Source organism: Kribbella sp. NPDC104218 (genome assembly GCF_055584105.1).
Genome location: NZ_JBVJMQ010000003.1, coordinates 681,803 through 707,345 on the forward strand (window position 1 = coordinate 681,803; position 25,543 = coordinate 707,345).

Consider the following 25,543-nt stretch of genomic DNA (forward strand, 5'->3'; position numbering starts at 1 on the left):
GACAGCTTGACGGGCGGTGGGCGTCAAGCTACCTTGACGGTATGAGCAGCGACGCGATCGTCAGGCCGCATCGCCACGAGATCGTCGGTGGTGAGGTGAGCGGTGCGGCCCCGGTACGGCGGGGGCTGACGGCGGCTGAGCGGTTCGCGGAGCTCGCGCTGAGTCTGCATGACACGGAAGGCCTCGACGAGACCGTCGAGGCGGTCGTCGAGTTCGCGATACAGGCGCTGGGCTGTTCGCATGCCGGGGTCGCCCTGGTCACGGATCGCGGCCGGCGGCTCGAGGTCCCGGCGGTGACGCACCCGGTGGTCGCGGAGATCTACCGCTTGCAGGTGGACGGCGGCGACGGGCCGCTCGCGCTGTCGATTCGCGAGCACTCGGTCGTGCGGGTCCGCGACACCGCGGTCGACGATCGGTGGCCGCAGTGGGCGGACGTCGTCCGCGGCTTCGGCGTCCGGAGCGTGCTGGACCTGCCGTTGGGGACCGGGGGAGCGACGGTCGGCGTCCTCGGCCTGTACTCCGGTCGCCCGGACGGCTTCGGCGCCGACGACGAAGCGATCGCGCACATCCTGGCCCGGCACGCCTCGGTCGCCGTCGCCACCGCCCGCCAGGAAGAGCACCTCGTCACCGCCATCGACGCGCGCAAACTCGTCGGCCAGGCGATGGGCATCCTGATGGAGCGGTACGCCGTGGACGCCGACCGCGCCTTCGCCATCCTCAAACGCTACTCCCAGGACGCCAACCGCAAACTTCACGACGTAGCCCAAGAACTCATCGACACCCGCCGCCTCCCGCACTGACCTCACCCCGAGCCCAGCGCGCCCGCGGCAATTGTTGCCGCCAGCATCAACATGACGGCGACGGCGAGAAGCAGTGCGATGCGGCCGAGCTGATTGCCGTCCCGACGGCTCGCCCGCGCCGGTCTCGGCGCCGGCGAACACCAGCGCGAGGACGCCGACGCCGAGCGCATCCCGCGGACCGGAGTGTCGGCCGACCTAGCTCGCAGGTCGGGCCGGCTGTTCAGTCGGGGCGGTCGAGGTGCCAGCGGGATTTGATGCCGTCGGCTCGGGTTCGGCGGTCGGTGCGGCTCCAGCCGGTGGGGTGGGTGGTGGAGTAGACGTAGAGGTCGGCTTGGGAGCCGTCGCGGAAGGTGGTGGCGTACTTGGCGTGGAAGTGGTCGCGGATGCGGTCGGAGGTGCGGGAGTCGGTGCCGTCGGCGGCCCAGTCGACGAAGCCGGAGGCGAGGAAGGCGGTGATGGCGGTGGCCAGGGCGCCGATGGTTTCCTTGGTTTCGGTGGTGGCGGTGTCGGGTGCGACGAGTTCGACGGTGACGACGATGGCGGTGGCCGCGGCGAGGGCGGCGAGGACCATCGGGACGACGATCCACCATTCCATCAGCGCGATCGACAGGTGTGGCTTGGCGGCCGGCGTACGGCGTCCGAGGGCGTCGAGGGTGAGGCCGGCGAGTAGGGCGCCCAGGGCGGCGATGATGGCCCACTGGCCGTCGTTGTTGAACCATTGCCACGCCCACCAGGCGCCGAGGACGGCGACGGCGAGCGCGCGGAAGGGTGCGGCGAGCCCTTTCAGGGCGTCGGTCAGGCCGGACATGGCGCGGCCCTAGTAGCGGTGCGGCGGGGTGTGGGTGCAGGTGTAGTAGAGGCCGGTCTTGTCGCCGATCTGGATGATCGGCGCGAACGGCTTGGCCTGGCGGCATTCGCTGGCCGAGAAGAGCTCGCGCTCGGCTTTGTCGAGAGCGTCCTCGATCCGGCCCGGCAGGTTCGGGCCGAACTCGTCGCGGATGGTCGCGCGCGCGTCGCGCATGGCGTCGACGGCGCGCTGGCGGCGATCGCGTTCTTCGGGCTGTGGTGCAGGCATGGCAGAGCCCCCCTCAGAGCTGGTCCCGGCTCCAAGCCCCCTCGGCGCCGGTCGTTAGAGCCACGATCGACCCCTAACGGTCCGTAGTCAAGGCTCAGGAGATGAGGACGCCGAGCGCGGCCAGCGCGGCCGTGCCCGCGAGGGCGCCGGCCGGCGCCCAGAGGTACGAGAGCCGGTGCGTACGCCGGTGGTCGAGCGCCTGCAGCGTGAACAGGACGCCGGGCACACCCCAGATCAACCAGGCCGCGCCGAAGTTGAACCAGCCCGTCGGCGACATGTTGCTGATGCCCTTGTCCAGCGGCGCGATCAGGTCGAGCAGGATCGCCGCCTTCACGGCCGTCTCGGCCACCGGGTAGGCGAGCTGCCCGATCGCGATCGCCCACAGCGCCATCGACAGCAGGGGCGCCGGGATGCGGCGTCCCCACGGCAGGACGGCGAGCAGCGCCACCGCGATCGTCCCGAGCCGGAGCACCGTCGCGCCGAGGGCGACGATCCCGTCCGAGGTGAGCTCGGCGCGCTGCCACAGATGCTGGTACGCCGCAGTCCCCAGGACAACGGCGCAGAACGCGCCCACCCCACAGGCGATCGTGTAGGCGGGCCAGCGGCGGACATCGACAGTCGTCATATCCACAGCACACCCGATCCGGCGCGCCCCGGCGTCACCCGGCGGGGTGAACCTGCTCCCTCCACCGGGGGAAATGAGCTTGAAGCTGACGTAACGGCAGCCCTTATCGTCCTGAACATGAGTTGGTCGATCGCCGAAGTGGCCCGGGATTCGGGCGTGACAGCGCGCACGTTGCGGCACTACCACGCGATCGGCCTGCTGGTCCCCGAGCGGATCGCCGCGAACGGACGCCGGTACTACGCGGCCGAGCAACTGCTGCGGTTGCAGCAGATCCTGCTGCTGCGCGAGCTCGGCCTCGGGCTGGAAGCGATCGCCGGCGTCCTGACCCGGCAGAGCAAGGACAGCACGGTCGAGGTCCTCGAGCGGCACAAGGCGTGGCTCGTCCGCGAGCAGCAGCGCCTCGGCCGCCTGGTCCGAACCGTCGAATCAACGATCGAGAACGTGAGGAGTGGTGGCGAAATGGCACCGGAGAAGGTGTTCGAAGGGTTCGAGCACAACCCCTACGAGGCCGAGGCGCGAGAGCGCTGGGGCGACGAGGTCGTCGACGCCGGCTACGAGCGGATGCGCAACTGGTCCGGCTCGGACGCCGAGAAGGCGCGCACCGGATACGGCCGCGTCCACGAGCGGCTGGCCGTCCTGAAAGCGGAAGGAGCCGATGTGCACGACCTCAGCGTGCAGGAAATGATCCAGCTGCACTACGAAGTGACCAGCCTGTTCTGGACGCCGACCGCCGAGGCGTACCGCGGCCTCGGTCAGCTGTACGTCGACGACGAGCGCTTCACCAGCGCGATCAACGCCGACCCGTCCGTCGCGGTCTACCTGCGCGACGCGATGAACGTGTACGCCGACGAGCGCCTGACCGACTAGCGCAGGGCCGCGACGACCGCCTGGACGCCGGGGGTCAGCGCGTGCTCAACGCGGTGCACGAGGGCGACGCGGCGCGGCTCGGTCCGGACGGCGATTGCCCGGACGGTCGGCGTCGGGGCAGCCGTCAGCGCGAGCTGGGGGAGCAGCGTGACCGCCAGCGACTCGGCGACCAGCCGTTGGACGACGACGTAATCGTCCGTCCGATGCCGGATATCAGGCGTGAACCCGGCCGCCTCGGTGAGGCTGCGGAGGTTCGCCTCGCAGCGTGGACAGCCCGCGACCCAGCGCTCGTCCGCGAGCTCGGTCAGATCGATCGGACGGCGGCGCCGATGACCGAGCGGGACGACGGCGCGCAGTGGATCAGTTGCTAGCGGCAAGCAAACCAGCTCTGCCGACAGCGGCGGGTCGGATGGGTAGCTGAACACGATGCCGACGTCCGCCGTACCGGACAGGACCTGCGCGATGGCTTCAGGCGGTTCCGCCTCAGTCAGCCGGACGTCGAGGTCGGGCGTGAGCCTGGCCAGCGCGGGCGGGACGAGGACGGCGGCCGCCGACGGGAAGGTGACCAACTGGACGGAGCCGGTCCGGAGCGCGGCGAAGTCCTGCAGCTCTGCCTCGGCCGCGGCGAGGCGGGCGGCGACGGCGTCCGCATGTGCGAGAAGCGCCGTACCGGCTTCGGTGAGCGTGATGCCGCGGGTCGAGCGCAGCAGGAGCGGTACGCCGGCGTCGCGTTCGAGCCGCTGCATGTGCTGACCGACCGCGGGCTGCGTCCACCCGAGGTCGGCCGCTGCCGCGGACAGCGAGCCGGCCCGGGCGACGGCGCGGAAGATGAGCAGCCGGCGGGGATCCATCCTCAAAGCGTAACTTTGGTCAGGCCTCAGCAGGACGGTCTTCTGTTTGAAGGCTCGCTCGCCGAGGCTGAACGGCATGCTGAGTATCGAGGCGGCGCAGGCCGAGTTCGCGCCCGAGTGCATCTACCTGAACACCGCGACGCTCGGCCTGCCGCCGGCGCGAAGCCTGGCCGCACTGCAGAAGGTCCTGACGGACTGGCGGGCCGGCACCGAGAACCCGGTCGACCATGACGAGCCGATCGCCCGGGCCCGTCGCGCGTACGCCGAGCTGGTCGGAGTCCGCGCGTCCGACGTCGCGCTCGGCAGCCAGGTCTCGACGTACGTCGCGCTGGTCGCCCAGTGGCTCCCGATCGGGGGCGAGGTACTGGTCGCGGCGGGCGAGTTCACCAGCCTGACCTTCCCGTTCTTCGCGGCCGGCCACCGCGTCCGCGAAGTCCCACTCGACAGCCTCGCGGACGAAGTACGCCCGGCGACCAAGCTGGTCGCGGTCTCCGCCGTCCAGTCGTCGGACGGCCGCGTCGCCGACCTCGAAGCGCTGCGCGGCACCGGCGTCCCGATCCTTCTCGACACCACCCAGGCGGCCGGCTGGCTCCCGATCGACGCCTCGCAATACGCCTTCACCGTTGCCGGCGGCTACAAATGGCTCCTCACCCCGCGCGGCACCGCCTTCTTCACCATCCGCCCCGAATACGACCTCACCCCGCTCAACGCCAACTGGTACGCCGGCGCCGACCCCTGGGACTCCATCTACGGCTCACCCCTCCGCCTCGCCGACGACGCCCGCCGCTACGACCTCTCCCCGGCCTGGCACGCCTGGATCGCCGCCGCCGAATCCCTCGAACTCCTCCGCGACGTAGGCATCGAAGCCCTCCACACCCACAACCTCACCCTCGCCAACCGCTTCCGCGACCTAACCGGCCTCGACGTCCCCAAGATCCCCTCAGCCATCGTCTCCGCCACCGCCGACCCCGCCGTCCTCCACCTCCTCGCCACCACCAACATCACCGCCGCCACCCGAGCCGGCCGCCTCCGCCTCTCCTTCCACCTCACCACCACCCACCCCGACGTCCACCAAGCCGCCCAAACCCTCCGCGGCCACCTCCACAACTGACCTGCGCGGTGAGGTAGGTAGCTCTCCGTAACGAACGGCCCCGTGGCGACGATGTTGTCGTCAAGGGGCGAGGGGGAGGTACACGATGGGGTGGATCAATCGGATGCGCGGGCGGGAGAACGACCGGCCGCAGGTTCTGATGCTCGGTGGCGAGGAAGATCTCGAGGTGGTGGGGGAGAGCAATTATCAAGCCGCGCTGTGGGGGATATCGGGCGGTCGCGTCGGTGAGAGTGTGCGCTGCGCGGTCGCCGCGGTGCTGGTACCCGAGCCGCACAACGTCTACGACCCGAAGGCGATCGCGATCTTCGTCGACGGGCACGTCGTCGGCTACCTCGATCGGCAGACTGCAGGCCGCTACCACCGAGGTCTGACCGAGATGATGCAGGCACACGCCGCGCACATCGGTCTACGAGGCGTCATCCTCGGCGGCGGCTACTACGAGAACGGGCCTGGACAACTCGGCGTCTGGCTGGAGCACGAGCCGACCGACTTCGGCGTTGCGCGGCCCGCAGCCGGGCCGCGCGGCCGGCCGGTGTTCGGCGCGGGGACGATGCGGACCGGATTCAGCGAGGCATGGCTGACGGATGCGGAGGACGATTCGTACGACCTGTCCTGGTACGACGAGCTACCGGACGGCGACAGATCCGCGATCGCCGTACTTCAGGGTCTGCTGGCAACCGATCCAGATCCGATCGATCGGCATTTCCAGTTCGCGGAGCTGGAGTCTCGTCTGTACCGCTGCCGGGATCTCTACGACACCGCACTCGACGAGTTCGACGACGTCTGCAAACGGCATGACGCCGAGATGGAGTGGATCTGCCGAGCCTTTTTGGCCAAATGGGGCAAGGTGCCGCTTCTGGAGACATACCGCCAGATGGCGATTCGGCAGCAGAAGAAGAAGGACTGGTCGGCCTGCCTCTGGTGGGCCGAACGCGGGCTCGGTGTGTACGGCGATGCGGCCGCCCGCGAGGACGCGGTCGAGGACCTGGAAAAGCGCCGCAATCGCGCCCGCCAGAAACTGGAGTCCGCTCTCCCGAGCGAACCCAAGCCTCCAGTCGTGCCAACACCCGAGGCAGTCGGCGCCCATCAGCCGGCCGCAGCCGCTGCGCCCGACGTCGAACTGCTCGTTTGCACCCACTGCGCGGTGACCTTCGAGCGCCTGCGCGTGCGTGGCCGCAAGCCACACCTCTGCCCGGACTGCCGGACAGTCTCCGCCTGACTGCCGGGAGGTCCAAGATGTTCTACCTTCGAACCGCCGTGAAGGCCGGCCCGTTCCGGTTCAGCGCCGGGCAGACCGGGCTCGGCGTCAGCGTGGGAGTGCCAGGATTTCGTGTCGGTGCCGGACCACGCGGGAACTACGTCCGGATAGCCGGCACCAACGTCAGCTACCGTGCATCGGCTGCGTACAGTCCGCCGATGCCGGGCACGAGTGTTCCGCCGGAAATCCAGCGTTCGCATGTCGAGATGAGAGACGTCACCGGCGTTGCTCCGGTCTCGCTCGCGCCGACAGGTGGTGGGGATGTCGTGGAGCAGCTGAACGCTGCGGCCGCCCGACACAGCTGGGGCCTTCCGATCGCGATCGTTGCGGGCGTGCTCGGACTGCTGACCTTGCCGTACGGCGTCGCCATCTGGCTGCTCGCCGCTCCGCTGTGTTGGTGGCTGATCCTCCGGGACAAGGCGCGCCGCACGGTCGTGCTCTTCTACGACGTGAATGATGCCCGGGCGCTCTGGTTCGATGCGATCACGGCGAACTGGGCGTGGCTGACGGAGTCGCGCCAGCTCTGGCGGGAGGTTCAGTCCGGTCGGGTCCGGACGACGTACGAGCACAAGACGAATGCCGGTGCGAGCAACTTGATCAGGCGGATCCCGGCAATCGCCGATCTGCGGGGACCCCGGCACCTTGCCACGAACATCGCAGTCCCGTCGCTCTCTGCGGGTGGTTCGCGCCTGCATTTCCTGCCTGACCGGGTGCTGTTCTTCGACAACCGGCGATATACGGACATCAGCTACCAGTACCTCCGCGCGTACGCCCGTCAGCAGCGTTTCATCGAGACCCCCGGGACGCGTCCCAAGGACGCTCACCAGGTGGACCGGACGTGGCAGTACGTCAACGTGAAAGGCGGCCCGGATCGTCGCTTCAAGAACAACCCGGTCCTGCCGGTCATGCTTTACGGCGCCATCGACTTCAGCACGCCGAACGGTCTCGACTGGCGTCTCCAGATCTCGCGCTCGGACGCCGCTCGTGCGCTCGGCGACATCCTGGACGCCGTACCCGTAACCGACTTCAACTGCTGAGCCGCCCGCTGGCCTCTGTCGAGCCCGGAGGCTGTTGGACGGACGGTGAGCCAGCCAGCTCTGCGGGGTCAGGTGGGTAGGGCGGTGGTGCGGATTTGGTGTTTGTGGTCTTGGTACCAGGTGAGGGTAGTGGCGATGCCTTCGGTGTAGGGGGTGGGGGAATGGGGGTAGGTGGTGGCGAATTTGTTGCCGTTGACAATGAAGGGTTGGCGGAACTGGTAGAGGAGCTGGGCGCCTTGGCGGACGACGGGGGAGACGAGTTTGAGGGCTGTGGTGATGGGGGTGGGGAGGGTGATGGGTTTGTGGTGGGTGGCCAGGGCGGTGAAGGCGGTTGCGGTGGTGGGGTCGGGGTGGGGGGTGTGCCAGACCTGGCCGTGGGCGGTGGGGTCGGCGGCGACGGTGGCCAGGGTGCGGGCGAAGTCGCCGATGTACGTCGGGGTGAGGGGGAGGGTGGGGTCGCCGAAGAGGATGGGACGGCGGCCGTGGATCGCGCGGCCGAAGAGGTTCTGGCCGAAGAGGGATTCGACGTTCGGGCCGTAGAGCTCGCCGCCGCGGGCGATGACCGTGCGGGCCGCGCCGCGGTGATGTGCGGCCAGCGTCATCTCGGCCAGCCAGGCCCGAAACACGCCTAGCTCGGTCACCGGACGCACCGGAGTCTCCTCGGTCATCGGGCCGTCGACCTCGCCGTACATCCAGGTGTCGTCCGCGAACGCCAGTACGGCGTCCGCCGCACCGGCCGCGGCCACCAGCGATCGGACCGTCTCCGGAAACACCGCTCGCCACTGCGCGAACGGCGGATTCACGCAGTTGTAGACCGCCGTCGCCCCATCACAGACCTCGCGCATCCGCCGCGCGTCGGCGGCGTCCCCCGCAACGGCCTCCACCCCCGGGACGGCGCAGTCCCCACGCCGGCTGACCGCCCGAACCACCTCACCCCGCCCGAGCAACTCCCGAACCAACGCCGTCCCGGTCCCACCCGTCGCCCCGACCACCACGTGAACGCCCATACCCCAAGCACCCCATACGGACTCCCCGGTCCGCAACCCATCCACACGGGACTGTGATGCACGAGTCAGTCACAACCCGGCCGCGGGATTGGTCTCATAGGTATGAGAGTGCGTGCGGAGAGCTGGATCCTGCAGGCCGCCTGCCAGGGTGAAGACCCCGAGCTGTTCTTCCCCATCGGCACCCAAGGCCCCTCACTCCGGCAGGCCGAAGCAGCCAAACAGATCTGCCAACACTGCCCCGTCAGGGCCGACTGCCTCCAGTCGGCCCTCACCTCCGGCCTGGACGCCGGCATCTGGGGCGGCCTCACCGAACTCGAACGCCGCGAGCTGAAGAACCGCCGCCGCTTCGACCGCGCCGGCTGACCGAACTTCTCGCGCGAGAAGGCCTACCGCTGGTCAGGCGCAGAGGTTGATGTACCAGACCTTGTCCCAGTTGGTGATGAATTTCTGGCCTTTGGCGAGGGTGCGGAGGACCTCGTGGCGCTGGCCGAGGAGCTGGACCTTGACGGTCTGGTTGTTGAAGTAGTTGGTGGTGCCGAGGAAGTTGTTCAGGCCGTACTTCTGGCAGCGGTGGAACTGGAAGAGGGCGTAGGTGACGCCGTCGCGTTCGCGGATCCAGGTGCAGAAGCGGCCGGCGGGGCAGCGGTTCACCCAGTCGGTGGCGGCCTGCTGGGAGATCTTCTTGGTCTCCCAGACCTCGGGGTTGGGGTTGGTGTGCGGCCAGGGGACGGGGGCCGCGGCGACGCGGTCCGCCGCGGCCGGCTGGGCTTCGGCCGCGGCGGGGGTGAGCGTCACGGTGAGAAGGAGGGTGGCAGCGAACAGTCTCTTGATCATGCGCCCAGTAAAGGACGGCTCACTTTCGTATCGCTGTCAGGCGCAGAGGTTGATGAACCAGACCGGGTCCCAGCTGGTGATGAACTTGGAGCCGGGGGTGTGGGTGCGGATGAGGTTGTGGCGCTCGCCGCGGAGTTCGACGGTGGCGCCGCGCTGGTTGTTGAAGTAGTTCGTGGTGCCGCCCCAGTTGGACAGGGCGTACTCCTGGCAGCGGTAGAACTGGAAGAAGGAGTAGCGGCCGGTGTTGCTGCGAATCCAGGTGCAGTAGCGGCCGTCGGCGCAGTTGTTGACCCAGGCGGTGGCTTCGGCCTGGTCCTTGGGGTGCAGCCAGTGTTCCGGCGAGGGCGTCACCGTGGGCATGGCGAGGACGTCGAGCGCCGGCGCGGCCTGTGCCGAGGTGAGGGCCGAGGCTGAGAGTGCCAGAGTCGTGGCGATCGCGGCTGCGAGTTTCTTGAACATGCGCTCTCCGTTCAATGGTCTGGAGTGATCCATTGAACGGAGAGCGCCCTGTCAAAACCCTGTCGCCGTCTGTCAGGACAGCGTGATCAGGCGGGAGCCGTGGGGTGGGACGGCGGTTGCGGTCCAGGACTTGTTGGTCTTGCCCAGGTTCTGGCGGGCGACCAGGTCGCGGGCCCAGCGGGGGCCGTGCAGGCCGAGCTGCTTCCAGGTGACGGTGATGTCGGCGGGGGTGTCGCCGAGGTTGTAGACGGCGACGGCGAGGAGGTTGCCGGGCAGGCGCTTCTTCCAGATCTGGAGGGTGCCGCCGGCGACCTGGGTGGGGATGACGCCGGCCTGGTCGACGGCGATGACCTCGCGGTTGGTGAGGATCGCGATCGCCTTCTTGTCGATGTTGGCCAGGTCGCCGCCGACGTACAGCGGGGACGACGCCATCGACCAGAACGTCATGACGCTTTGCCGCTCGACCTCGTTGATCCCGTCCTGGATGCCGACGCCGGTGTTGTTGTTGATCGGCATCGAGTCCAGGTCGGGCCAGTAGTTCGGGCGGACGACGTCCAGCCAGTTGGGCAGGTCCTCCCAGCGGTTGTCGACCGAACTGGTCCAGGTCGAGACCGTGTTGCAGTAGCACTCGACGTCGGTGTTCACCCGGACGCTGTTGGCCCACGGCGCGAGCCCTTCACCCGCGTCGCGGGGGATCGGCCAGGCGCTCGCGGTCAGCCACATCTTGCGGCCGCTCTGGTCGATCGCCTTCGACCACGCCTTGATGTCGGGGACGTTCTCGGTGAGGACGCCGTCCACCTTCAGGAAGTCGACGCCCCAGGAGGCGAACCGCTTCGCGATCGAGTTGAAGTACGCCTGCGCGCACGGCTTGGTGAAGTCGATCTTCCAGTCGCCGCCCCACATGTTGGTCTTCACCAGCGGGTAGACGGTGATGTCCTGGGTGGTGCAGTTCGTGCCCAGGATCGGCGCGTTCTTGTCGTAGATGGCCGTCTGCAGGCCGGCGCCGCCGTACAGGCCGAGTTTGAGGCCCTTGCTGTGTACGTACCGGGCCAGGCTGGCGATCCCGTTCGGGAAGCGCTCCGGGTCGGGTTCGGGGATGCCGTTGGCGTCGGTCCGGAACTGCCAGTCCCAGTTGGCGTTCCAGCCGGCGTCCAGGTTGATGTTGGTGTAGCCGGCGCCGCGCAGGTTCTTGGCCATCGAGTCCGCGGCGGACTTCACGTTCGCCTCGGTCAGCCACTTCGTCCCGTAGGCGGGGTTGTTCGACGACTGCACGCTCCAGCTGCTCCAGCCCATGAACGGCTTGACGCTGAAATCGCTCTTCGCCTGGGCGGGCGCCACGGACGAGATCGTCGCGGCGAGCAGGACCGGTACGGCGGTCGCCAGCGCGACTGCGCGGCGGATGATGCGGGCGGTAGGCACGGGGTGGCCGCCTTTCGTTGCGGGGCAGGACCTCCGCCGTACGCTACGAGCCTTACTTCACCACGTCAAGAATCTAGCTGCCCGGGCTGTTGTAGTGACGGATCATGCGGTTGAAGAAGGTGAGGCCGAGAGCGAAGACGAGGACCCCGCCGGCGGGGGAGGCTGCGGCCAGCCAAGTGGGGATCGGGAGGTGGCTGGCGCGGTCGAGGAGGACGGTGGTGGGTAGGTAGGCGATGAAGGCCATCGGGAAGACGAAGGTGAGGGAGAGGAAACCCCATTTGCCGAACATGGTGAGTGGGTAGCCGCTGAAGCGGGAGATGGTGTCGTCGGCGAGGATGCGCAGCGACATGGTCGACGTCAGTTTGAACGAGAGCCCGGCCAGGAAGGTCTGGAGACCGGCTTCGACCAGGCCGCCACCGATGACCGCCGCGATGAGGAAGCCGACCTTGAGCGGCGTCCAGTCCACCGAGGACTGCGGCGCGAAGATCGCCAGCGCGGTGAAGCCGAGCAGGGTGTCGCCGAGCGCCATCAGCGGCGCGTAGCTCGTGATCACCTGCAGGTAGGTGCTCGCGGGCCGGATCAGGTAGCGATCCAGATCACCCTGCTGGACCGCGTGGTCGATCCGGATCATCGCGCCGAACGGGACGACGTACGTCGCGTGCGCGGCCAGCCGGAGCGCGAACAGGAAGGCGAGGTCGTTGAACCGCCAGCCGTCGATCACCTGGAACTTCGCCAGCAGGACGCCGATGAACAGCAGCTGCGTCCCTTGCAGCGCGACGCCGCCCATGATCGTCATCAAGAAGTTCGCCCGGTACCCCATCGCCGCGCGCCACCCGGCGCGCAGCAGGATCCGCCCGGCCCGCAGGTCTTGGCGCAGTGCCGACTCAGCCACCGAGCACCACCACCTTGCGGATCGCCCGCCGCCAGACGAGCTGCAGCAGCCCGAACAACACGACCACCCAGCCGACCTGGAGCGCCAGCGCGCCGAGGACGCCGTCCTGCGTGCCGAACCAGATCGACAACGGGACGTACATCTGCGCCTGGAACGGGAGCCAGCCGAGAATCGGCTGCAGGCAGCCGGGCATGAACCACAGTGGGATCAGCGCCCCGGACAGGAACGCCGTCGCGAACCGGTAGACGATCATGAATCCGCCGATCTCGAGCGTCCAGAACGCCGTCATCGAGACCAGCAGATTGATGATCATGATGTTCGCGATACCGAGCGTCATCGAGATGATCCACAGCCCCAGGCCGGTCGCGCTCCGCGGTGGCTGGACGCCGCCGAGCGCGAGGCCGGTGAGCAGGGCGGCGACGCCGATCGGGAGCCGGCCGGCCATCGTGCCGACGGACTGCGCGAGGTTCTGGCTGATCAGCGAACGCGGCCGCATCAGGTCGACGCCGATCTGGCCGCGGAGCACGCGGAACGGTAGTGACGAGAACTGCCACGGCATGATCACGGCCTGGATCGCGGCCGCGAGGACGGCGTACGACACCGCGGTCGACCGGCCGATCCCGGCCACCTCGTCGTGGCCGGCGTACAGGACGCGCCAGACGACGACGGTCAGCGTGGCCTGGATGACGAGCCCGGCGATCCCGAACCAGAGGTCGGCGCGGTAGGCGAGCACCGAGCGGTACCCGGCGCGGTACAGGCCGCGCAGGCCGATGAAGCGGTCCCGCATCAGGCCGTCCGGCGATCGGTGTAGAGCTGCCGGATGACGTCCTCGAGGTCGGGCTCGAGGACGGACAGGTCGGTGATCGGGTACCGCGAGGTGAGGTCGTGCACGACCTTCGGCGTACTGGTCCCGGCCGGCGCGAACCGCAGCGTCGCCTTGGCCGGCTCGGCCGCGACCACCTCGGCGTACGGCGAGGTGACGCCGGTCAGGTCGAACTCGGTGGCGTGGACGACGATGTCGCGCGTCGTCACGTACCGCGCCTTGAGCGACGCCAGGTCGCCCTCGTAGAGCAGGACGCCGTGGTCGATGATGACGACCCGGCGGCAGAGCCGCTCGACGTCGTCCATGTCGTGAGTGGTCAGGATGACGGTGGTGCCGCGGCGGGTGTTGATCTCCGCGACGAACTCGCGGATCTTGCCTTTGGCAACGACGTCGAGGCCGACGGTCGGCTCGTCGAGATAGAGGATCGGCGGTGCGTAGAGCATCGCGGCGACCAGGTCGCCGCGCATCCGCTGGCCCAGCGACAGCGACCGCACCGGGGTGTCGATGAACTCGTCGAGGCCGAGCAGCTCGGTGAACTCGCCGAGCCGGGTGCGGTAGGTGGCGGCGTCCATCGCGTAGAGGTCGCGGATGATCTCGAAGGAGTCGCGCAGCGGGAGGTCGTACCAGAGCTGGGTGCGCTGGCCGAAGACCGCGCCGATGGTGCGGGCGTTGCGGCGCCGGTCGCGCCACGGCACCTGCCCGGCGACTGTCACGCTTCCGGACGTCGGCACCAGGATTCCGGTCAGCATCTTGATCGTCGTCGACTTGCCGGCGCCGTTCGGGCCCAGGAATCCGATCAGCTCACCGGCGTCGATCCGGAAGCTGATGCCATCCACGGCGCGGGTCACCTTGCGCGCGCGGGTGAACAGCGAGCGTGTCCCGGCGAACCGCCCCGGTCGCACCTCCGGACGTGAGAACTCCTTCGTCAGCCCGTCCACCTCGATGATCGGCGCCGTCATGGTGCTCCTGTCTCACGGATGGACTGCGGGCGAGGGGTGACCTTAGCAATGGGGGTGGGGGTGGGCCGAGGGGATTGCAGGAAGAGGCAGTGGGGTGGGGAGATGTATTGGGGACGAATGGTGTAGGACTGGGAGTGAGGGTGGGGGCACGGTGGGTCAGGAGGTGGGTTGTGGTTGAGGTGTTGGTGGCTGGTGGTGATGTGCGGGCGCCTTGGGATGGGCATGACACGCGGGTGCTGATCGTGGCGGCGGTCGGGATCGGGGTGATCGTGGCGCTGATTGTGGCGGTGAAGCTGCATGCGTTTCTGGCGCTGACGATCGGGGCGTTGTTCGTTGGGCTCGCGTCGGGGGTCGGGGCGGGGGCGGTGACGAAGTCGTTCGAGGCTGGCGTTGGCAGTGTGCTGGGGTACGTCGGGGTGCTGATCGCGCTTGGCGCGATGGTCGGCAAACTGCTCGCGGACTCCGGTGGCGCGGATCAGGTGGTTGACACGCTGCTGCGGGGCCGGGCCGGTGGTCTGCCGTGGAAGATGGCGCTGATCGCGGGCATCATCGGCATCCCGATGTTCTTCGAGATCGGGCTGGTGCTGCTGATTCCGGTGGTGGTGCTCGCGGTCCGGCGGTCGGGCGCGAAGGCGATGCTGCTCGGGATTCCCGCGCTGGCCGGGCTGTCCGTCCTGCACGGGTTCGTCCCGCCGCATCCGGGCCCGCTGGCCGCGATCGGCGTCCTGAACGGGAACGTCGGCATCACGCTCGCCCTCGGTCTGCTGGTCGCGATCCCCACGGTCGTTGTCGCGGGCCCCTTGTTCGCCCGGCTGGCCGCGCGCTGGGTGCCGATCGGCGCCTCCGGTACGGCGCTCGAGGTCGGCAGCGCCTCCGGCGACAACCAGCGGACGCGGACGCCGACGTTCGCCGCGACGCTGGTGACCGTGCTGGCGCCCGTCGCCCTGATGCTGATCAAGGCCGCGTCCGATGTGTGGATGAGCAAGGACGCCGCGGTCTACCCGTTCCTGCAGTTCGTCGGCGACCCGGTGGTCGCGTTGCTGCTCGCCGTCCTGCTCGCGATGGTCACGTTCGGCACCGCGGTCGGCTTCACCGTGCCGGTCCTCGGCCGCAAGATCGGCGAGAGCCTGCTGCCGATCTCCGGCGTCCTGCTGATCGTCGGCGCCGGCGGCGGTTCAAACAGGTCCTCGTGGACGGCGGCACCGGGATCGCGATCGCCAAGATCGCCATCGCGGCCAACCTCTCGGCGCTGCTGCTCGGCTGGATCGTCGCCGTGCTGATCCGGCTCGCGACCGGCTCCGCGACCGTGGCCACCGTCACCGCGGCCGGGATCGTCGCGCCGCTGGCGGCGGGGGAGAGCGCGACCCAGGTGGCGCTGATCGTGCTCGCGATCGGCGCGGGCTCGCTGTTCTTCTCCCATGTCAACGACGCCGGCTTCTGGCTGGTGAAGGAGTACTTCGGGATGACGGTCGGCGAGACCATCAAGACCTGGTCGGTGATGGAGACCGTGATCTCGGTCATGGGCCTCGGCCTGACCTTGTTGTTGTCACTGATTCTGTGAGGATGGGCGCGTGGATGCTCTCGCGGTGACGACGGGTGGACAGGTCAAGGGGCGTACCGACGGCGAGGTGACCGCCTTCCTCGGCGTCCCGTACGCCGCCGCGCCGGTGGGCGAGCTGGCGTACGCCGCGCCGCGAGCGGTCAGCTGGGAGGGCGTGCGGGACGCGACCGAGCTCGGCCCGACCGCGCCGCAGCCGCCGTACGAGCCGCCGTACGACGGCCTGCTGTCGAACCCGCTGATCCCCGGCGCCGACTTCCTCAACGTGAACGTCTGGACGCCGGGCGGCAGTGGGCTGCCCGTGCTCGTCTGGTTCCACGGCGGCGCCTTCCGGAACGGTTCGAACGCCGTCCCCGAGTACGACGGGACGGCGTTCGCGCGGGACGGCGTCGTCCTCGTCGGGGTCAACTACCGGCTCGGGATCCAGGGGTTCGGCGTCGTCCCGGGCGCGCCGAGCAACCGCGGTCTGCTCGACCAGGTCGCGGCGCTGCGCTGGGTCCGGGAGAACATCGCGGCCTTCGGCGGCGACCCCGAGCTGGTGACGATCGCCGGGGAGTCGGCGGGCGGGATGAGCGTCGCGACGCTGATGTCGATCCCGGCTGCGAAGGGCCTGTTCCGGCGCGTGATCATGCAGAGCGGTTCCGCCTCGGTCGCGGCGCTGGAGCCGGACGCCGCATCGGTCTCCACCGAGATCGCGCGACGGCTCGGCGTCGAGTGCTCCGCCGCCGGGCTCGCGTCGGTCGGGCTCGATGAGCTGATCGCCGCCCAGCGGACGGTCGCGATCGAGATGCGCGCCAAACCCGACCCCGCGCGCTGGGGTGCGTCGACCATCCGCGCCGGCGGCGGCATCATGCCGTTCATGCCGGTGATCGACAACGAGCTGATTTTCGATGTCCCACTGACCGCCATCGCCGCCGGCGCCGCGGCGGGCGTCGAGCTGCTCGCGGGAACGACGTCCAACGAGTTCCATTTCTTCACCGGGCCGTCCGGCATCTCCGCGGCCGTCACCCCGGAAATGTTGCCTGCGGCCCTTACCGCCCGCGGCATCCCGCCCGAGTTGGGATCGGCGTACGCCGCCAACCGCCCCGGCGCGACGCCGGGCGAGGTGGTCTCCGACATCCTCACCGATGCCTTCTTCACCATCCCCACCCGCCGGCTCGCCACCGCACAGCGCGACCACGGCGCGACGTACGTCTACGAGTTCGCCTGGCGCTCGCCGCTTGAAGGGCTCGGCTCCTGCCACTCCCTCGAGCTCGCCTTCATGTTCGACACCCTCGGCGCCGCCAAGTCCCCGCTCTACGGCGGCGTCGCCCCGCAGCCGCTCGCTGACGAGATGCATGCCGCCTGGGTTGCCTTCGCCCGCACCGGCAACCCCGGCTGGCCGTCGTGCTCCGCGTCCGCGCACCCGGTGCACACCTTCGACCACCCGGCCTCGGCGCTCCACGACAGCCCTCGAGCCGCTGAGCTCGCCCTCTGGTCGAGCTAACCCTCAACCTGAGCCTGAGTCTTGACCGCAGGGATTGAGAGTGGGTACTTCGGTTGTAGGTGCATTGTCGCTGGGGGCGGCTCGTCGGAGTGAGGAGTGGTGTGGATGAGTCAGCCGCGGGTGGTCAGGGCCGCAAGCCGGCCGGTGGACGGCAGCGGTCCGTTCGTTTGCGGATGGTCCGCGGTGGGCGGCTGTGTGGTGGTGAAGGTCGCTGGCGCCGTCGATGCCGGGACGGCGACCGCGTTCGCCGACGAGTTGCGGCGGGTGATCACGACCAAGGGCTCGTCGGTAGTGGTCGACGTCCGGCGGTTGCGCGAGCTCGACCCGACCGGTGTCGAGGTGCTCGTGGCCGCTGCGCGACTGGCAGCCGAGCACGACGGTTGGCTCCGCGTCGCGGGCGCCGAGCCGTGGCTGACGGCCCGGCTCGAGCGGCACGCGATCCCGGCGTACGACGAGTTGAAGCAGGCGCTGCCGGCGTACCGGCGGAGCGCCCTCTAATCAGCTCTTCGAGAGCGCGTCGGTCAGCAGCGAGACCAGGGCCTCGAGCTGGACGTCGGCCGAGGAGCCGACCTCTTCGTCGGAGCCGTCCAGCGCCTTGGCGGCCAGGCCGGCCTTGGAGTCGATCAGGTCGGCGATCCGGGTGTCGATGGTCTGGGCGGCGATGATCCGCCAGGCCGTCACCGGCATCTCCTGACCGATCCGGTGCACCCGGTCGATCGCCTGGGTCTGCTCGGCGTTCGTCCAGGACAGCTCGGCCAGGACGACGTTCGACGCGACCTGAAGGTTCAGGCCGACACCCGCGGCGAGCAGTGAGCAGACCGCGATCGAGACCTCGGGGTCCTCGGTGAAGGCGTCGATGTTCTTCTGCCGCTTGGCCGAGGTCTGGTCACCGCGGATCGAGGCGAACTTGATCCCGCGCTCGGCGAACAGCTCCTCGGCGGTGTCCATCGCCTCGATGTGCCGGGCGAAGAACACGACCTTGCCGACGCTCTGCGCCAGCTGCGCCGCGTAGTCGGCGGCCAGGCCGGCCTTGGCCAGACCGATCCGGCGAACCAGGGAGAACACGTTCTCGCCGGTCTTCTTGTTGTCCATCTCCTGGCGTTCCCAGCTGGCGACGCGACGGACCAGCTCGTGGTCGACGCCCTCGACGGTGACGCCGGACGTCCGGGTCTCGAGCGCGGTGTGGTACCGCGCGACCAGCCGGGCGGCCAGCTCCCGCTCGGCCTCGCGGATCGAGCGGCCGACGGCGCCGTCCAGCTCGACGGGCAGGTCGGCGATCCGGCGGGCCGGGATGTCGGCGGCGACGTCGACCTTGCGGCGCCGGACGATCCCCATGTTGATCACGGCGGACCGCGCGGCCGCGTAGAAGCCGGGGTCGGCCGGGACCAGCTCGGTCTCCTCCAGCGACTCCATCAGGTCGGCGCGCGGGCCCTGCTGGTCGGTCCAGCCGAGGAACTGCCAGATGGCGGTGAAGTCCTCGATCGAGTTGATCAGCGGCGTACCGGTCAGGGCCATCAGCAGCGGCCGGCTGGACCGGCTCCGGATCCGGTCGGACAGCTCGAGCACGTTGCGGGAGCGCTGGGACTTCTTGTTCTTGATGAAGTGCGCCTCGTCGACGACCATGCCGCGGAAGCCGAGGTCGCCGAGCCAGCCGACGTGCCGGTCCAGCACCTCGTAGTTGACCACGACGATATCGGCGAACCCGTCGATCGAGTCGCCGTCGCCGTGGATCACGGTCGCCTTCTTCTGCGGCGTCCAGAGCTGGGCCTCACGGGCCCAGTTGGTCTTCACGACGTTCGGGACGACGACGAGCAGCGGGTACGCGTCGGCCGCGCGGGCGGCGAGCAGGGCCTGGGCGGTCTTGCCCAAACCGGGCTCGTCGGCGAGCAGGAACGTGCGATGCCCGGCGGCCGCGGACGCGATCAGGCGGGCCTGGTGCGGCATCAGCTCCTGACCGGTCGTCGTCCGCAGGTTGGCCGCCTCCGGCAGCGGCATGCTGGCCGAGGCAGCGGCGTATTCGAACGAGCGGAGCAGGGGAGTGATCAGCTCCCAGCCCGCGAGCCGGCGCGGCCGCACCGGCCGGGAGACCGGGGCCGCGCTGAAGTCGGGGGTGAGGAACGGGTTCGCCAGCTGACGGGCGACGACGGTCTGCGGAACGACGCGGCGGACGGCGGACTCGGGCGCGGCCTCCGGCTCCGGGGCGGGCGCCTCCTCGGCGACCTCCAGGCCGGCGGCGGTCAGCATCTCGCGGCGCAGCGCGACGGCGGCCTCCGACATCACCGCGTCCTCGGCGAGCAGCGCGAGCAGCGCGGGCTCCCGGGCGGCGGTCTTGGCCAGGATGGTGGCCACGCCGTCCAGGCGGCGCAGCTGCTCGGCGCGGTACGCGTCGGTGGCCGACTGCTCGGCGTTCACCCGGGCGCGCTCCTCGCGGACGAGCATCGCCACGACCTGGAACTTCGTCCGGGTCGACGGCTTGATCGCGGCCCGCTCGACGGCGCCCTCGACCTCGCGGACGGCCTTCGCCAGGACCGGGATCAGGCCCTCGGCGTCCTTCGCGGGCCGCCGGCGCCGGTTGGCCGCGGCGCCACTGCCGGCGGCGCCGCCGCCGGAGCCACGCCCGCTGGAGGCCGCGCCGCCCGAACCGCGGCCGCTGGAGCCGCGGCCACCGCCACCGGAACCCCGGGCGCTCCCGGAGCTCTGCCTGCGGGCATCGCCGGACTGGCGACGGGTGTCGCCGCTCTCGCCGGCTTCGCCGGACTGCCGGCGGCCGGAGCCACTGGCGGCTCCGGACTGGCGCTGACCTCGTCGGGCCAAAGGTCCTCCTCTGTCGTGCCACGGGCGAACTGCCCATGGCGAACGCGGCACCGCGTCTCAGCACGCCGACGACGACACGTCGCGTAGCGGCCCGGGTGCGGGCCACCCCCAGGAGCGCGGAACCGGCGCTCCGGCCAGCGATCGAGATCGTGGATTCCGGCGGAACTGACGGCGAGGAGCCGGTCACCGATCAATCGGCCCAGCCGGGCCGCGGTCGATGACGATCGGCCCACATCACGATGCCGACGTACCGAGAATACTACGCTCGGTCGACGGTCAGGTCACCAGCCCGGGCCGAATGTCGCGCGGCCGGATTCAGGCCAGCAGACTGCGGTCGAGCGGAGCCGACGAATCGGCGCCGAAGCCGAACCCGGACGGCGCCGCCCCGGAGCGGACGACGAGGTCGCCGATCGCGGCGATCATCGCGCCGTTGTCGGTGCAAAGTCTCGGGGCCGGGACACGCAGCGTGACGCCCGCGGCCCGGCAGCGCTCCTCGGCGACCGCGCGGAGCCGGGCGTTGGCGGCGACCCCGCCGACGATCAGGAGCGTGTCGACGGCATGGTTGCGGCAGGCGGCGACCGCCTTCGTCACCAGGACGTCGACCACGGCCTCCTGGAACGACGCGGCGACGTCCTCGACGCGGATCGGCTCGCCGGTCCGGCGGGCGAGCTGGACGTACCTGGCGACGGCCGACTTGAGCCCGGAGAACGAGAACGCGTAGCGCTGCCGCTCGCTGAAGTTGGTCAGCAGCGGGCGCGGCAGATCGATCGCGGCCGGATCGCCGGACTCGGCCGCGCGCTGGATCGACGGACCGCCCGGGTAGGGCAGCTCGAGGAGCCGGGCCACCTTGTCGAAGGCCTCCCCGGCGGCGTCGTCCAGGGTGTCGCCGAGATGGACGATCGGGTCGGTCGCGAGATCGCCGAGCAGCAGCAGCGACGAGTGGCCGCCGGAGACGATCAGCGCGATCGAGCGGTCGGGGAGCGGGCCGTGCTGGAGCGTGTCGGCCGCGACGTGACCGGCGACGTGATGGACGGCGTACAGCGGCTTGTTCAGCGCGAGCGCCCACGCCTTGGCGGCGGAGACCCCGACATGGAGCGAGCTGGCCAGGCCGGGGCCGGACGTGACGGCGATCGCGTCGACCTGCTCGACCGCGATGTCGGCGTCCGCGAGCGCTTGCTGCAGGCAACTGCTCACCGACTCCAGGTGCGCCCGGGCGGCGACCTCCGGTACGACGCCGCCGTACCGGATGTGCTCGGCCATGCTGGAGGCGAGCGCTTGGCCGAGCAGTACGCCGTCCGCGACGATGCCGACCCCGGTCTCGTCACATGAGGTCTCGAGGCCCAAAGTGATTCCCACGTCGGCAGTTTATGCGAGCGGGTCGCATCTGGTTCAGACGGCGTCCGCTGCGGGATTGCGGGCGGCGGCGGACCAGCCGGGGTCGCTGAACAGCTCGGCCGACTGTTTCGGACCGAAGAAGACGGTCTTCGCGCGCTGGTCGCCGGCCAGCCAGTAGCGGAACCACGCCGTGCCGACGCCGATCAGTCGCGTCCGGGTTTCGCCGGGGAAGAAGTGGTCGGAGCCTTTGAGCTCGGCGAAGACGGCGGGGTGGTCCTGCGCCCAGGCGTAGCGGCCGCGGACGTACGGGGACGGCACGATGTAGTCGAGCTGACCGGCGATGAACAGGCTCGGGCCGCGGAGCGCGGGGACCGACCCTTGTGGGCCCGGCTGGACCGGGATCGTGACTTTGACCATCGGATCGGCGCCGGCCGCGATCGCCCCGCCGCCGCCCTGGGAGTGCCCGGCCGCGCCGATGTTGTCCGGGTCGATCTTGCCGCGGAAGACGCTGCCGGGCCGGGTGTTCTCGGCCAGCAGGTACTTGCCCCCGGCAAGGATCTCCTTCCCGGAGCCGGACTGCCCGGTGTTGGCCGCCGCGACCACGAATCCCCACGACGCGACATGGCGCAGGAACTCGTCGTACTGGTCCACCGTCGCGCCGGTGCCGTTACCCCACAGGATCACCGGCCGCGCGCCTGCCGTCGTCGGCAGGTCGGCCGGGTAGTAGAGCGTATGCGCGCTGCCGCCCGGGGCCTTCACCACGCCGTGCGGCCCGACTTGTTCGAAGTACCGCTCAGCTACTGCGCTGGCCGGCCGCAAACCCAACCCACCCAGCAACATGACAACCAACACAACCCACAGGACACGTCGCACCGGAAACACCTACCTGACGTCGGGGGCGGAGACCGTCTCATCCTCCCGAAGTCCGCATCGCTGCGCCTTGGTACCGTCCCCGAACTTCCCGACCACTGCCTGTGGCCCATCACAAAGCGGACTTCCAGCACCCACCAACTCGTCCGCACGGGGCTCGTGAGGCCTGCGCCGAGCGTGGAGTTCGGGATCTCCACATAGTTAGTGAGTGGTGGCGGTTCGCTCAGGTGCGGCGGGCTCGCTTGGCGAGGCGGGCGAATTTGCGGGTGGAGCGGCTTGGCGGGGTGAGGCGGCCGGCGGCTGCGTCTTCCAGGAGTGCTGTGACGGTTTCGGCGGCGCAGGTGCGGTTGGTGCCGATTCCGCCGGTTGGGCCGCGTTTGATCCAGCCGACGACGTAGGTGCCGGGTCGGCCGGTGACGCGGCCGGCGTCGTTCGGTACGACGGCTGCGTCGTGGTCGAAGGGCAATCCGGTGATCGGCGTCCCGCGGTAGCCGATTGATCTGATGAACAGGCCGGTGGCGAGAACTGGGCCGTCGGCCAAGCGCACTCCCGCGACGCGGTTGTCATCGGGGACGAGTTCGCCGGGGCTGGAGTGGAAGCGCAGGACGATCCGGCGGCCGGGGGAGGGCTCCGCTTGCCAGTCGATGGCCTGCTGTCCGACGTCGCGGAGGGCCACGGCTTTGGGGTGGTCGCTGGTGGCGATCTCGGCGGCGATGCGGGGGTCGTGGGTGTCGACGACGAGTTGGACGCCGGGGAGGTGCTTGAGCTCGTGGAGTTCGGGGAGCGTGTACGCGGCGTCCGCGGGACCGCGGCGGGCGAGGATGACGACCTCGCGGTCGGCGTGGGAGAAGAGCGCAGAGAGCGCTCCCTCGGCGATCTCGGTCCCGGTGAGCGTGGCGGGATCGGCAGCGAGGATGCGCGCGACGTCCAGGGCGACGTTGCCGGAGCCGGCGATGACGACGCGACCGGCCGGGAGGTCGAGCGGAGCCGCGCCCGGGCGCCCGTTGTACCAGCTGACGACATCGCGAGCGGCGAGGCTGCCAGGGAGGTCTTCGCCTGGGATGCCGAGGCGGCGGTCGGCGGTGCTGCCGACCGCGTAGATCACCGCGTCGTGATGAGCGAGCAGGTCGTCGTTGGTCAGGGTGGCGCCGACGTCCACGCCGAGCAGGGTGCGGGCGCGGGGGTGCTTGTGGAAGCGGGTGAACCGGTCGGCGATCCGGCGGGTCGCGAGGTGGTCCGGAGCGACGCCGTACCGGAGCAGGCCGCCGGCCCGGGGGAGCCGGTCGATCAACGTGACGTCGGCGTTGGTGTGCAGCAGGAGATCCTCGGCGGCGTACATCCCGGCCGGCCCGGTGCCGACGATTGCCACCCGCAACGGTTTCGGTGCTGAGGGCAACGTTCGGACCGGCTCGGGCGGCTCCCAGCTGTGGAACAGCGGGCCGGCGGCGGCCGCGGTCGGGATGTCCTCGAAGTACGCCGCGTTGATCGCCGCGTAGTCCTGCAATGCGCCGGTGAGCGACTCGATCGGGTGGATGGCGTCGGCCGGGCACGCGTCCGCGCAGGCGCCGCAGGAGATGCAGGTGTCGGGATCGACGTACAGCATGTCTGTGTTGCCGAAAGCGCGTTCTTCCGGCGTCGGGTGGATGCAGTTCACCGGGCAGACGGCGACGCAGCTCGCGTCGCTGCAGCAGGACTGCGTGATCGCGTACGGCATCAGATCAGGTTCGCGCGACGGTAGATCGCGACGGCCGGCTTGGTCAGCAGGCCGACCGAGTCCAGGAACTCCATCAGCCCGCCGCAGCTGGAACGCAGCATCGACTTGTAGTGCTCGTTGGCGCGGGCTTCGCGCAGAGCGCGTTTGGTGTCGAGCCCGGCGGCGGCGTACACGCCGCGGTTCACCATGCTGATCACGATGAAGTACGCCGCGGCCGCCACGATCACGCTGCTGCGCAGCCGCCGGATGCGGCCCGCCTTCGCGAGCTCCTCGCGGACCTCCTCACGGGCGAACTTCATGTGCCGGGATTCTTCGACGACATGGATGTTGTTGATCGTCCGGACGAACGGCACCACCCGCTCGTCGCGCATCCAGGCCCGCTGCATGACATCGGTGACCTCTTCGGCGACCAGGATCGCGGCGTACGCGGTCTCCGCCGAGGCCAGCGCGGCGAAGGCGCGGCCGAGCTCGATCACGTGCCGCCGCGGCCGGTAGGCGGGCGCCTCGAGTTTCGCCGCGCCGCGGGCGAACATCAGCGAGTGCCGGCACTCGTCGGCGATCTCGGTCAGCGCCCACTGGAAATCAGGATCGGTCGGGTCCTTGGCGTAGAAGTCGCGCAGCATCATCTGCTGCAGGATCATCTCGAACCAGATCCCGGTACTCGCGACGGACGCCGACTCCTGCCGGGTGAGCCCTTTCTGCTGATCTTCGGTCAGCTCTGCCCAGTACGCCGTCCCGTAGAGCGTGCTCCACTCGGGACTGAGGCCGTGCATCCCGGTGTCGAGCGGGGTGTCCCAGTCGACCTCGAGCGCGGGGTCGTAGGAGAGCGCTTCCGCCGATCGCAGCAGCTGGGCCGCCACTCCGGAGTCCGTCAGAGCCATGGATCCGCCTCCGTTCGATCGATCCGACATTTTTGATGTTACATCGTCAGTGTCAGATGTCTAGGGGTGGCGGGCGGCGCGGGTCGCGGACGCCGCGCGGGGGAGCGGCTACCGTGGGTGAGCTGCTGGGGGCGCGCGGACGGAGGACGGGGTTGGGTAAGAAGTGGGTCTGGCTCGTCGCGGGCGCGCTGGTCGTCGGGATCTGGAGCTCCCGTGGGCACGAGCAGCGCGAGGCCCAGCCTGAGGTGCGGCCCGAGGCGGCCCGGGGCGTGGTCGGTACGCCGACGCCGCGGCCGGCTGCCGAGCCCACCTCGCAGCCGAAGCCGACGCGGTCGGTGGGCAACTGGTACGACAACTACGACCCGGCCGACTTCGCTGCGCCGGTCCGGAAGTCCGCCAAGCGGGCCGGTGTCGATCCGGTGCTGGTGATGGCGATCCTCTACAACGAGGACTACAAGCCGCACAATCCGGAGCTCGAACGCTCCTGGCAGCGCATCAAACCCGAAGCCGCCTTCGGCATCGCCAATATGCACCGAGCTGCCTTCAACGACACCAAACGCGGCCGCCCGTTCGCCAAGCGCCGCTGGGAAGAGCTGCCCGACCACCCAGAGCTCGCCATCGAGGCCGCCGCCTACCACCTCCGCGACCTCGCCGGCCGCCTCCCGAGCAAACGCTCCACCGCGCTCTCCCGCAACGACCTGCTCGCCCTCGGCTACAACACCGGCTCCGGCAACATGCGCGCCTTCGCCCGCGGCGCCACCCCCGGCCCCCAGGCCCAGACCTACCTCGACAACCTGCACAAGAACTGGCCGAAATCCACCGAAGCCCTCTCCTGACCCCAGCTACCTCGGGAACGGCCGGCTCTGGT

Annotated in this window: 25 protein-coding genes and 2 pseudogenes; 11 read left to right on the forward strand and 16 right to left on the reverse strand. The window is 69.8% G+C overall.

Annotated elements, in window-relative coordinates; all coding sequences use genetic code 11:
• Positions 1-41 precede the first annotated feature (41 nt).
• Entirely contained in the window at positions 42-800 is a 759-nt protein-coding gene (locus tag ACZ6ZD_RS27895) for a GAF and ANTAR domain-containing protein (protein ID WP_465676877.1), read from the forward strand.
• A 220-nt stretch (positions 801-1,020) separates the two neighbouring features.
• Here the strand turns inward: ACZ6ZD_RS27895 and ACZ6ZD_RS27900 are convergent, their stop codons facing one another.
• The 3 genes from ACZ6ZD_RS27900 to ACZ6ZD_RS27910 form a co-directional block, all read right to left on the reverse strand.
• Positions 1,021-1,608, reverse strand: a complete 588-nt coding sequence (locus tag ACZ6ZD_RS27900; protein ID WP_465676878.1) for a hypothetical protein — start codon at positions 1,606-1,608, stop codon at positions 1,021-1,023.
• A 9-nt stretch (positions 1,609-1,617) separates the two neighbouring features.
• Positions 1,618-1,875: a hypothetical protein gene (locus tag ACZ6ZD_RS27905; RefSeq protein ID WP_465676879.1), complete on the reverse strand. Its 258-nt coding sequence runs from the start codon at positions 1,873-1,875 to the stop codon at positions 1,618-1,620.
• Positions 1,876-1,969: 94 nt separating this feature from the next.
• Positions 1,970-2,500: a hypothetical protein gene (locus ACZ6ZD_RS27910; RefSeq protein WP_465676880.1), complete on the reverse strand. Its 531-nt coding sequence runs from the start codon at positions 2,498-2,500 to the stop codon at positions 1,970-1,972.
• Between the two features lie 117 nt (positions 2,501-2,617).
• On the opposite strand from ACZ6ZD_RS27910, the gene ACZ6ZD_RS27915 reads away from it, so the two are divergent.
• Positions 2,618-3,367, forward strand: a complete 750-nt coding sequence (locus ACZ6ZD_RS27915; protein WP_465676881.1) for a MerR family transcriptional regulator — start codon at positions 2,618-2,620, stop codon at positions 3,365-3,367.
• Here the strand turns inward: ACZ6ZD_RS27915 and ACZ6ZD_RS27920 are convergent.
• A complete protein-coding gene (locus ACZ6ZD_RS27920) occupies positions 3,364-4,218 on the reverse strand; it encodes a LysR family transcriptional regulator (RefSeq protein ID WP_465676882.1) in 855 nt (284 codons plus the stop codon). The genes ACZ6ZD_RS27915 and ACZ6ZD_RS27920 overlap by 4 nt on opposite strands.
• Positions 4,219-4,294: 76 nt before the next feature.
• Here ACZ6ZD_RS27920 and ACZ6ZD_RS27925 point away from each other — a divergent pair, with 76 nt between their 5' ends.
• From ACZ6ZD_RS27925 to ACZ6ZD_RS27940, 4 genes and pseudogenes are all read left to right on the forward strand, one after another.
• The gene (locus ACZ6ZD_RS27925; protein ID WP_465676883.1) at positions 4,295-5,329 is read left to right on the forward strand and encodes an aminotransferase class V-fold PLP-dependent enzyme; all 1,035 of its coding nucleotides are present in this window, start codon (positions 4,295-4,297) and stop codon (positions 5,327-5,329) included.
• Between the two features lie 85 nt (positions 5,330-5,414).
• The gene (locus ACZ6ZD_RS27930; protein ID WP_465676884.1) at positions 5,415-6,548 is read left to right on the forward strand and encodes an HIRAN domain-containing protein; all 1,134 of its coding nucleotides are present in this window, start codon (positions 5,415-5,417) and stop codon (positions 6,546-6,548) included.
• A gap of 17 nt (positions 6,549-6,565) precedes the next feature.
• Positions 6,566-6,709: pseudogene (locus tag ACZ6ZD_RS27935) on the forward strand (DUF4236 domain-containing protein); the annotation flags it as partial.
• A gap of 36 nt (positions 6,710-6,745) precedes the next feature.
• Entirely contained in the window at positions 6,746-7,624 is an 879-nt protein-coding gene (locus tag ACZ6ZD_RS27940; RefSeq protein WP_465677492.1) for a hypothetical protein, read from the forward strand.
• Between the two features lie 68 nt (positions 7,625-7,692).
• Here the strand turns inward: ACZ6ZD_RS27940 and ACZ6ZD_RS27945 are convergent, their stop codons facing one another.
• Positions 7,693-8,631 (reverse strand): NAD-dependent epimerase/dehydratase family protein, encoded by a 939-nt coding sequence (locus ACZ6ZD_RS27945; RefSeq protein WP_465676885.1) that lies wholly within the window; start codon positions 8,629-8,631, stop codon positions 7,693-7,695.
• Positions 8,632-8,733: 102 nt separating this feature from the next.
• On the opposite strand from ACZ6ZD_RS27945, the gene ACZ6ZD_RS27950 reads away from it, so the two are divergent.
• Positions 8,734-8,994, forward strand: a complete 261-nt coding sequence (locus tag ACZ6ZD_RS27950; RefSeq protein ID WP_465676886.1) for a WhiB family transcriptional regulator — start codon at positions 8,734-8,736, stop codon at positions 8,992-8,994.
• 33 nt (positions 8,995-9,027) lie between these two features.
• Here ACZ6ZD_RS27950 and ACZ6ZD_RS27955 read toward each other — a convergent pair whose 3' ends face one another.
• The 6 genes from ACZ6ZD_RS27955 to ACZ6ZD_RS27980 all read right to left on the reverse strand — a co-directional run bounded on the left by ACZ6ZD_RS27955 (position 9,028) and on the right by ACZ6ZD_RS27980 (position 14,017).
• Positions 9,028-9,465 carry a hypothetical protein gene (locus ACZ6ZD_RS27955; protein ID WP_465676887.1) on the reverse strand — a complete coding sequence of 146 codons (438 nt, stop codon included), beginning with the start codon at positions 9,463-9,465 and terminating at the stop codon, positions 9,028-9,030.
• Positions 9,466-9,501: 36 nt separating this feature from the next.
• Positions 9,502-9,924 (reverse strand): hypothetical protein, encoded by a 423-nt coding sequence (locus tag ACZ6ZD_RS27960; protein WP_465676888.1) that lies wholly within the window; start codon positions 9,922-9,924, stop codon positions 9,502-9,504.
• 72 nt (positions 9,925-9,996) lie between these two features.
• Positions 9,997-11,343, reverse strand: coding sequence for a glycoside hydrolase family 27 protein (locus ACZ6ZD_RS27965; RefSeq protein WP_465676889.1), 1,347 nt, complete (start codon positions 11,341-11,343; stop codon positions 9,997-9,999).
• 73 nt (positions 11,344-11,416) lie between these two features.
• Positions 11,417-12,235 carry an ABC transporter permease gene (locus ACZ6ZD_RS27970; protein WP_465676890.1) on the reverse strand — a complete coding sequence of 273 codons (819 nt, stop codon included), beginning with the start codon at positions 12,233-12,235 and terminating at the stop codon, positions 11,417-11,419.
• Positions 12,228-13,022 (reverse strand): ABC transporter permease, encoded by a 795-nt coding sequence (locus ACZ6ZD_RS27975; protein WP_465676891.1) that lies wholly within the window; start codon positions 13,020-13,022, stop codon positions 12,228-12,230. Before ACZ6ZD_RS27975 ends, ACZ6ZD_RS27970 begins: the two co-directional genes overlap by 8 nt.
• The gene (locus ACZ6ZD_RS27980) at positions 13,022-14,017 is read right to left on the reverse strand and encodes an ABC transporter ATP-binding protein (RefSeq protein ID WP_465676892.1); all 996 of its coding nucleotides are present in this window, start codon (positions 14,015-14,017) and stop codon (positions 13,022-13,024) included. Before ACZ6ZD_RS27980 ends, ACZ6ZD_RS27975 begins: the two co-directional genes overlap by 1 nt.
• A gap of 287 nt (positions 14,018-14,304) precedes the next feature.
• Between ACZ6ZD_RS27980 and ACZ6ZD_RS27985 the strand changes: the two are divergent.
• The 3 genes and pseudogenes from ACZ6ZD_RS27985 (at position 14,305) to ACZ6ZD_RS27995 (ending at position 17,559) form a co-directional block, all read left to right on the forward strand.
• Positions 14,305-15,578: pseudogene (locus ACZ6ZD_RS27985) on the forward strand (GntT/GntP/DsdX family permease).
• A gap of 10 nt (positions 15,579-15,588) precedes the next feature.
• On the forward strand, positions 15,589-17,061 hold the full coding sequence (locus ACZ6ZD_RS27990) for a carboxylesterase/lipase family protein (protein WP_465676893.1): 1,473 nt from the start codon (positions 15,589-15,591) through the stop codon (positions 17,059-17,061).
• Between the two features lie 105 nt (positions 17,062-17,166).
• Entirely contained in the window at positions 17,167-17,559 is a 393-nt protein-coding gene (locus tag ACZ6ZD_RS27995) for an STAS domain-containing protein (RefSeq protein ID WP_465676894.1), read from the forward strand.
• Here the strand turns inward: ACZ6ZD_RS27995 and ACZ6ZD_RS28000 are convergent, their stop codons facing one another.
• From ACZ6ZD_RS28000 to ACZ6ZD_RS28020, 5 genes are all read right to left on the reverse strand, one after another.
• A complete protein-coding gene (locus ACZ6ZD_RS28000) occupies positions 17,560-19,875 on the reverse strand; it encodes a DEAD/DEAH box helicase (protein WP_465676895.1) in 2,316 nt (771 codons plus the stop codon). It lies immediately after the preceding gene.
• Positions 19,876-20,190: 315 nt separating this feature from the next.
• On the reverse strand, positions 20,191-21,231 hold the full coding sequence (gene tsaD / locus ACZ6ZD_RS28005; RefSeq protein ID WP_465676896.1) for a tRNA (adenosine(37)-N6)-threonylcarbamoyltransferase complex transferase subunit TsaD: 1,041 nt from the start codon (positions 21,229-21,231) through the stop codon (positions 20,191-20,193).
• 33 nt (positions 21,232-21,264) lie between these two features.
• Positions 21,265-22,083, reverse strand: a complete 819-nt coding sequence (locus ACZ6ZD_RS28010; protein ID WP_465676897.1) for a poly(ethylene terephthalate) hydrolase family protein — start codon at positions 22,081-22,083, stop codon at positions 21,265-21,267.
• A 220-nt stretch (positions 22,084-22,303) separates the two neighbouring features.
• Positions 22,304-23,794, reverse strand: a complete 1,491-nt coding sequence (locus tag ACZ6ZD_RS28015; RefSeq protein ID WP_465676898.1) for an FAD-dependent oxidoreductase — start codon at positions 23,792-23,794, stop codon at positions 22,304-22,306.
• Positions 23,794-24,675 (reverse strand): AurF N-oxygenase family protein, encoded by an 882-nt coding sequence (locus tag ACZ6ZD_RS28020; RefSeq protein WP_465676899.1) that lies wholly within the window; start codon positions 24,673-24,675, stop codon positions 23,794-23,796. Before ACZ6ZD_RS28020 ends, ACZ6ZD_RS28015 begins: the two co-directional genes overlap by 1 nt.
• Positions 24,676-24,827: 152 nt before the next feature.
• On the opposite strand from ACZ6ZD_RS28020, the gene ACZ6ZD_RS28025 reads away from it, so the two are divergent.
• The gene (locus ACZ6ZD_RS28025; RefSeq protein WP_465676900.1) at positions 24,828-25,511 is read left to right on the forward strand and encodes a transglycosylase SLT domain-containing protein; all 684 of its coding nucleotides are present in this window, start codon (positions 24,828-24,830) and stop codon (positions 25,509-25,511) included.
• Positions 25,512-25,543 lie beyond the last annotated feature (32 nt).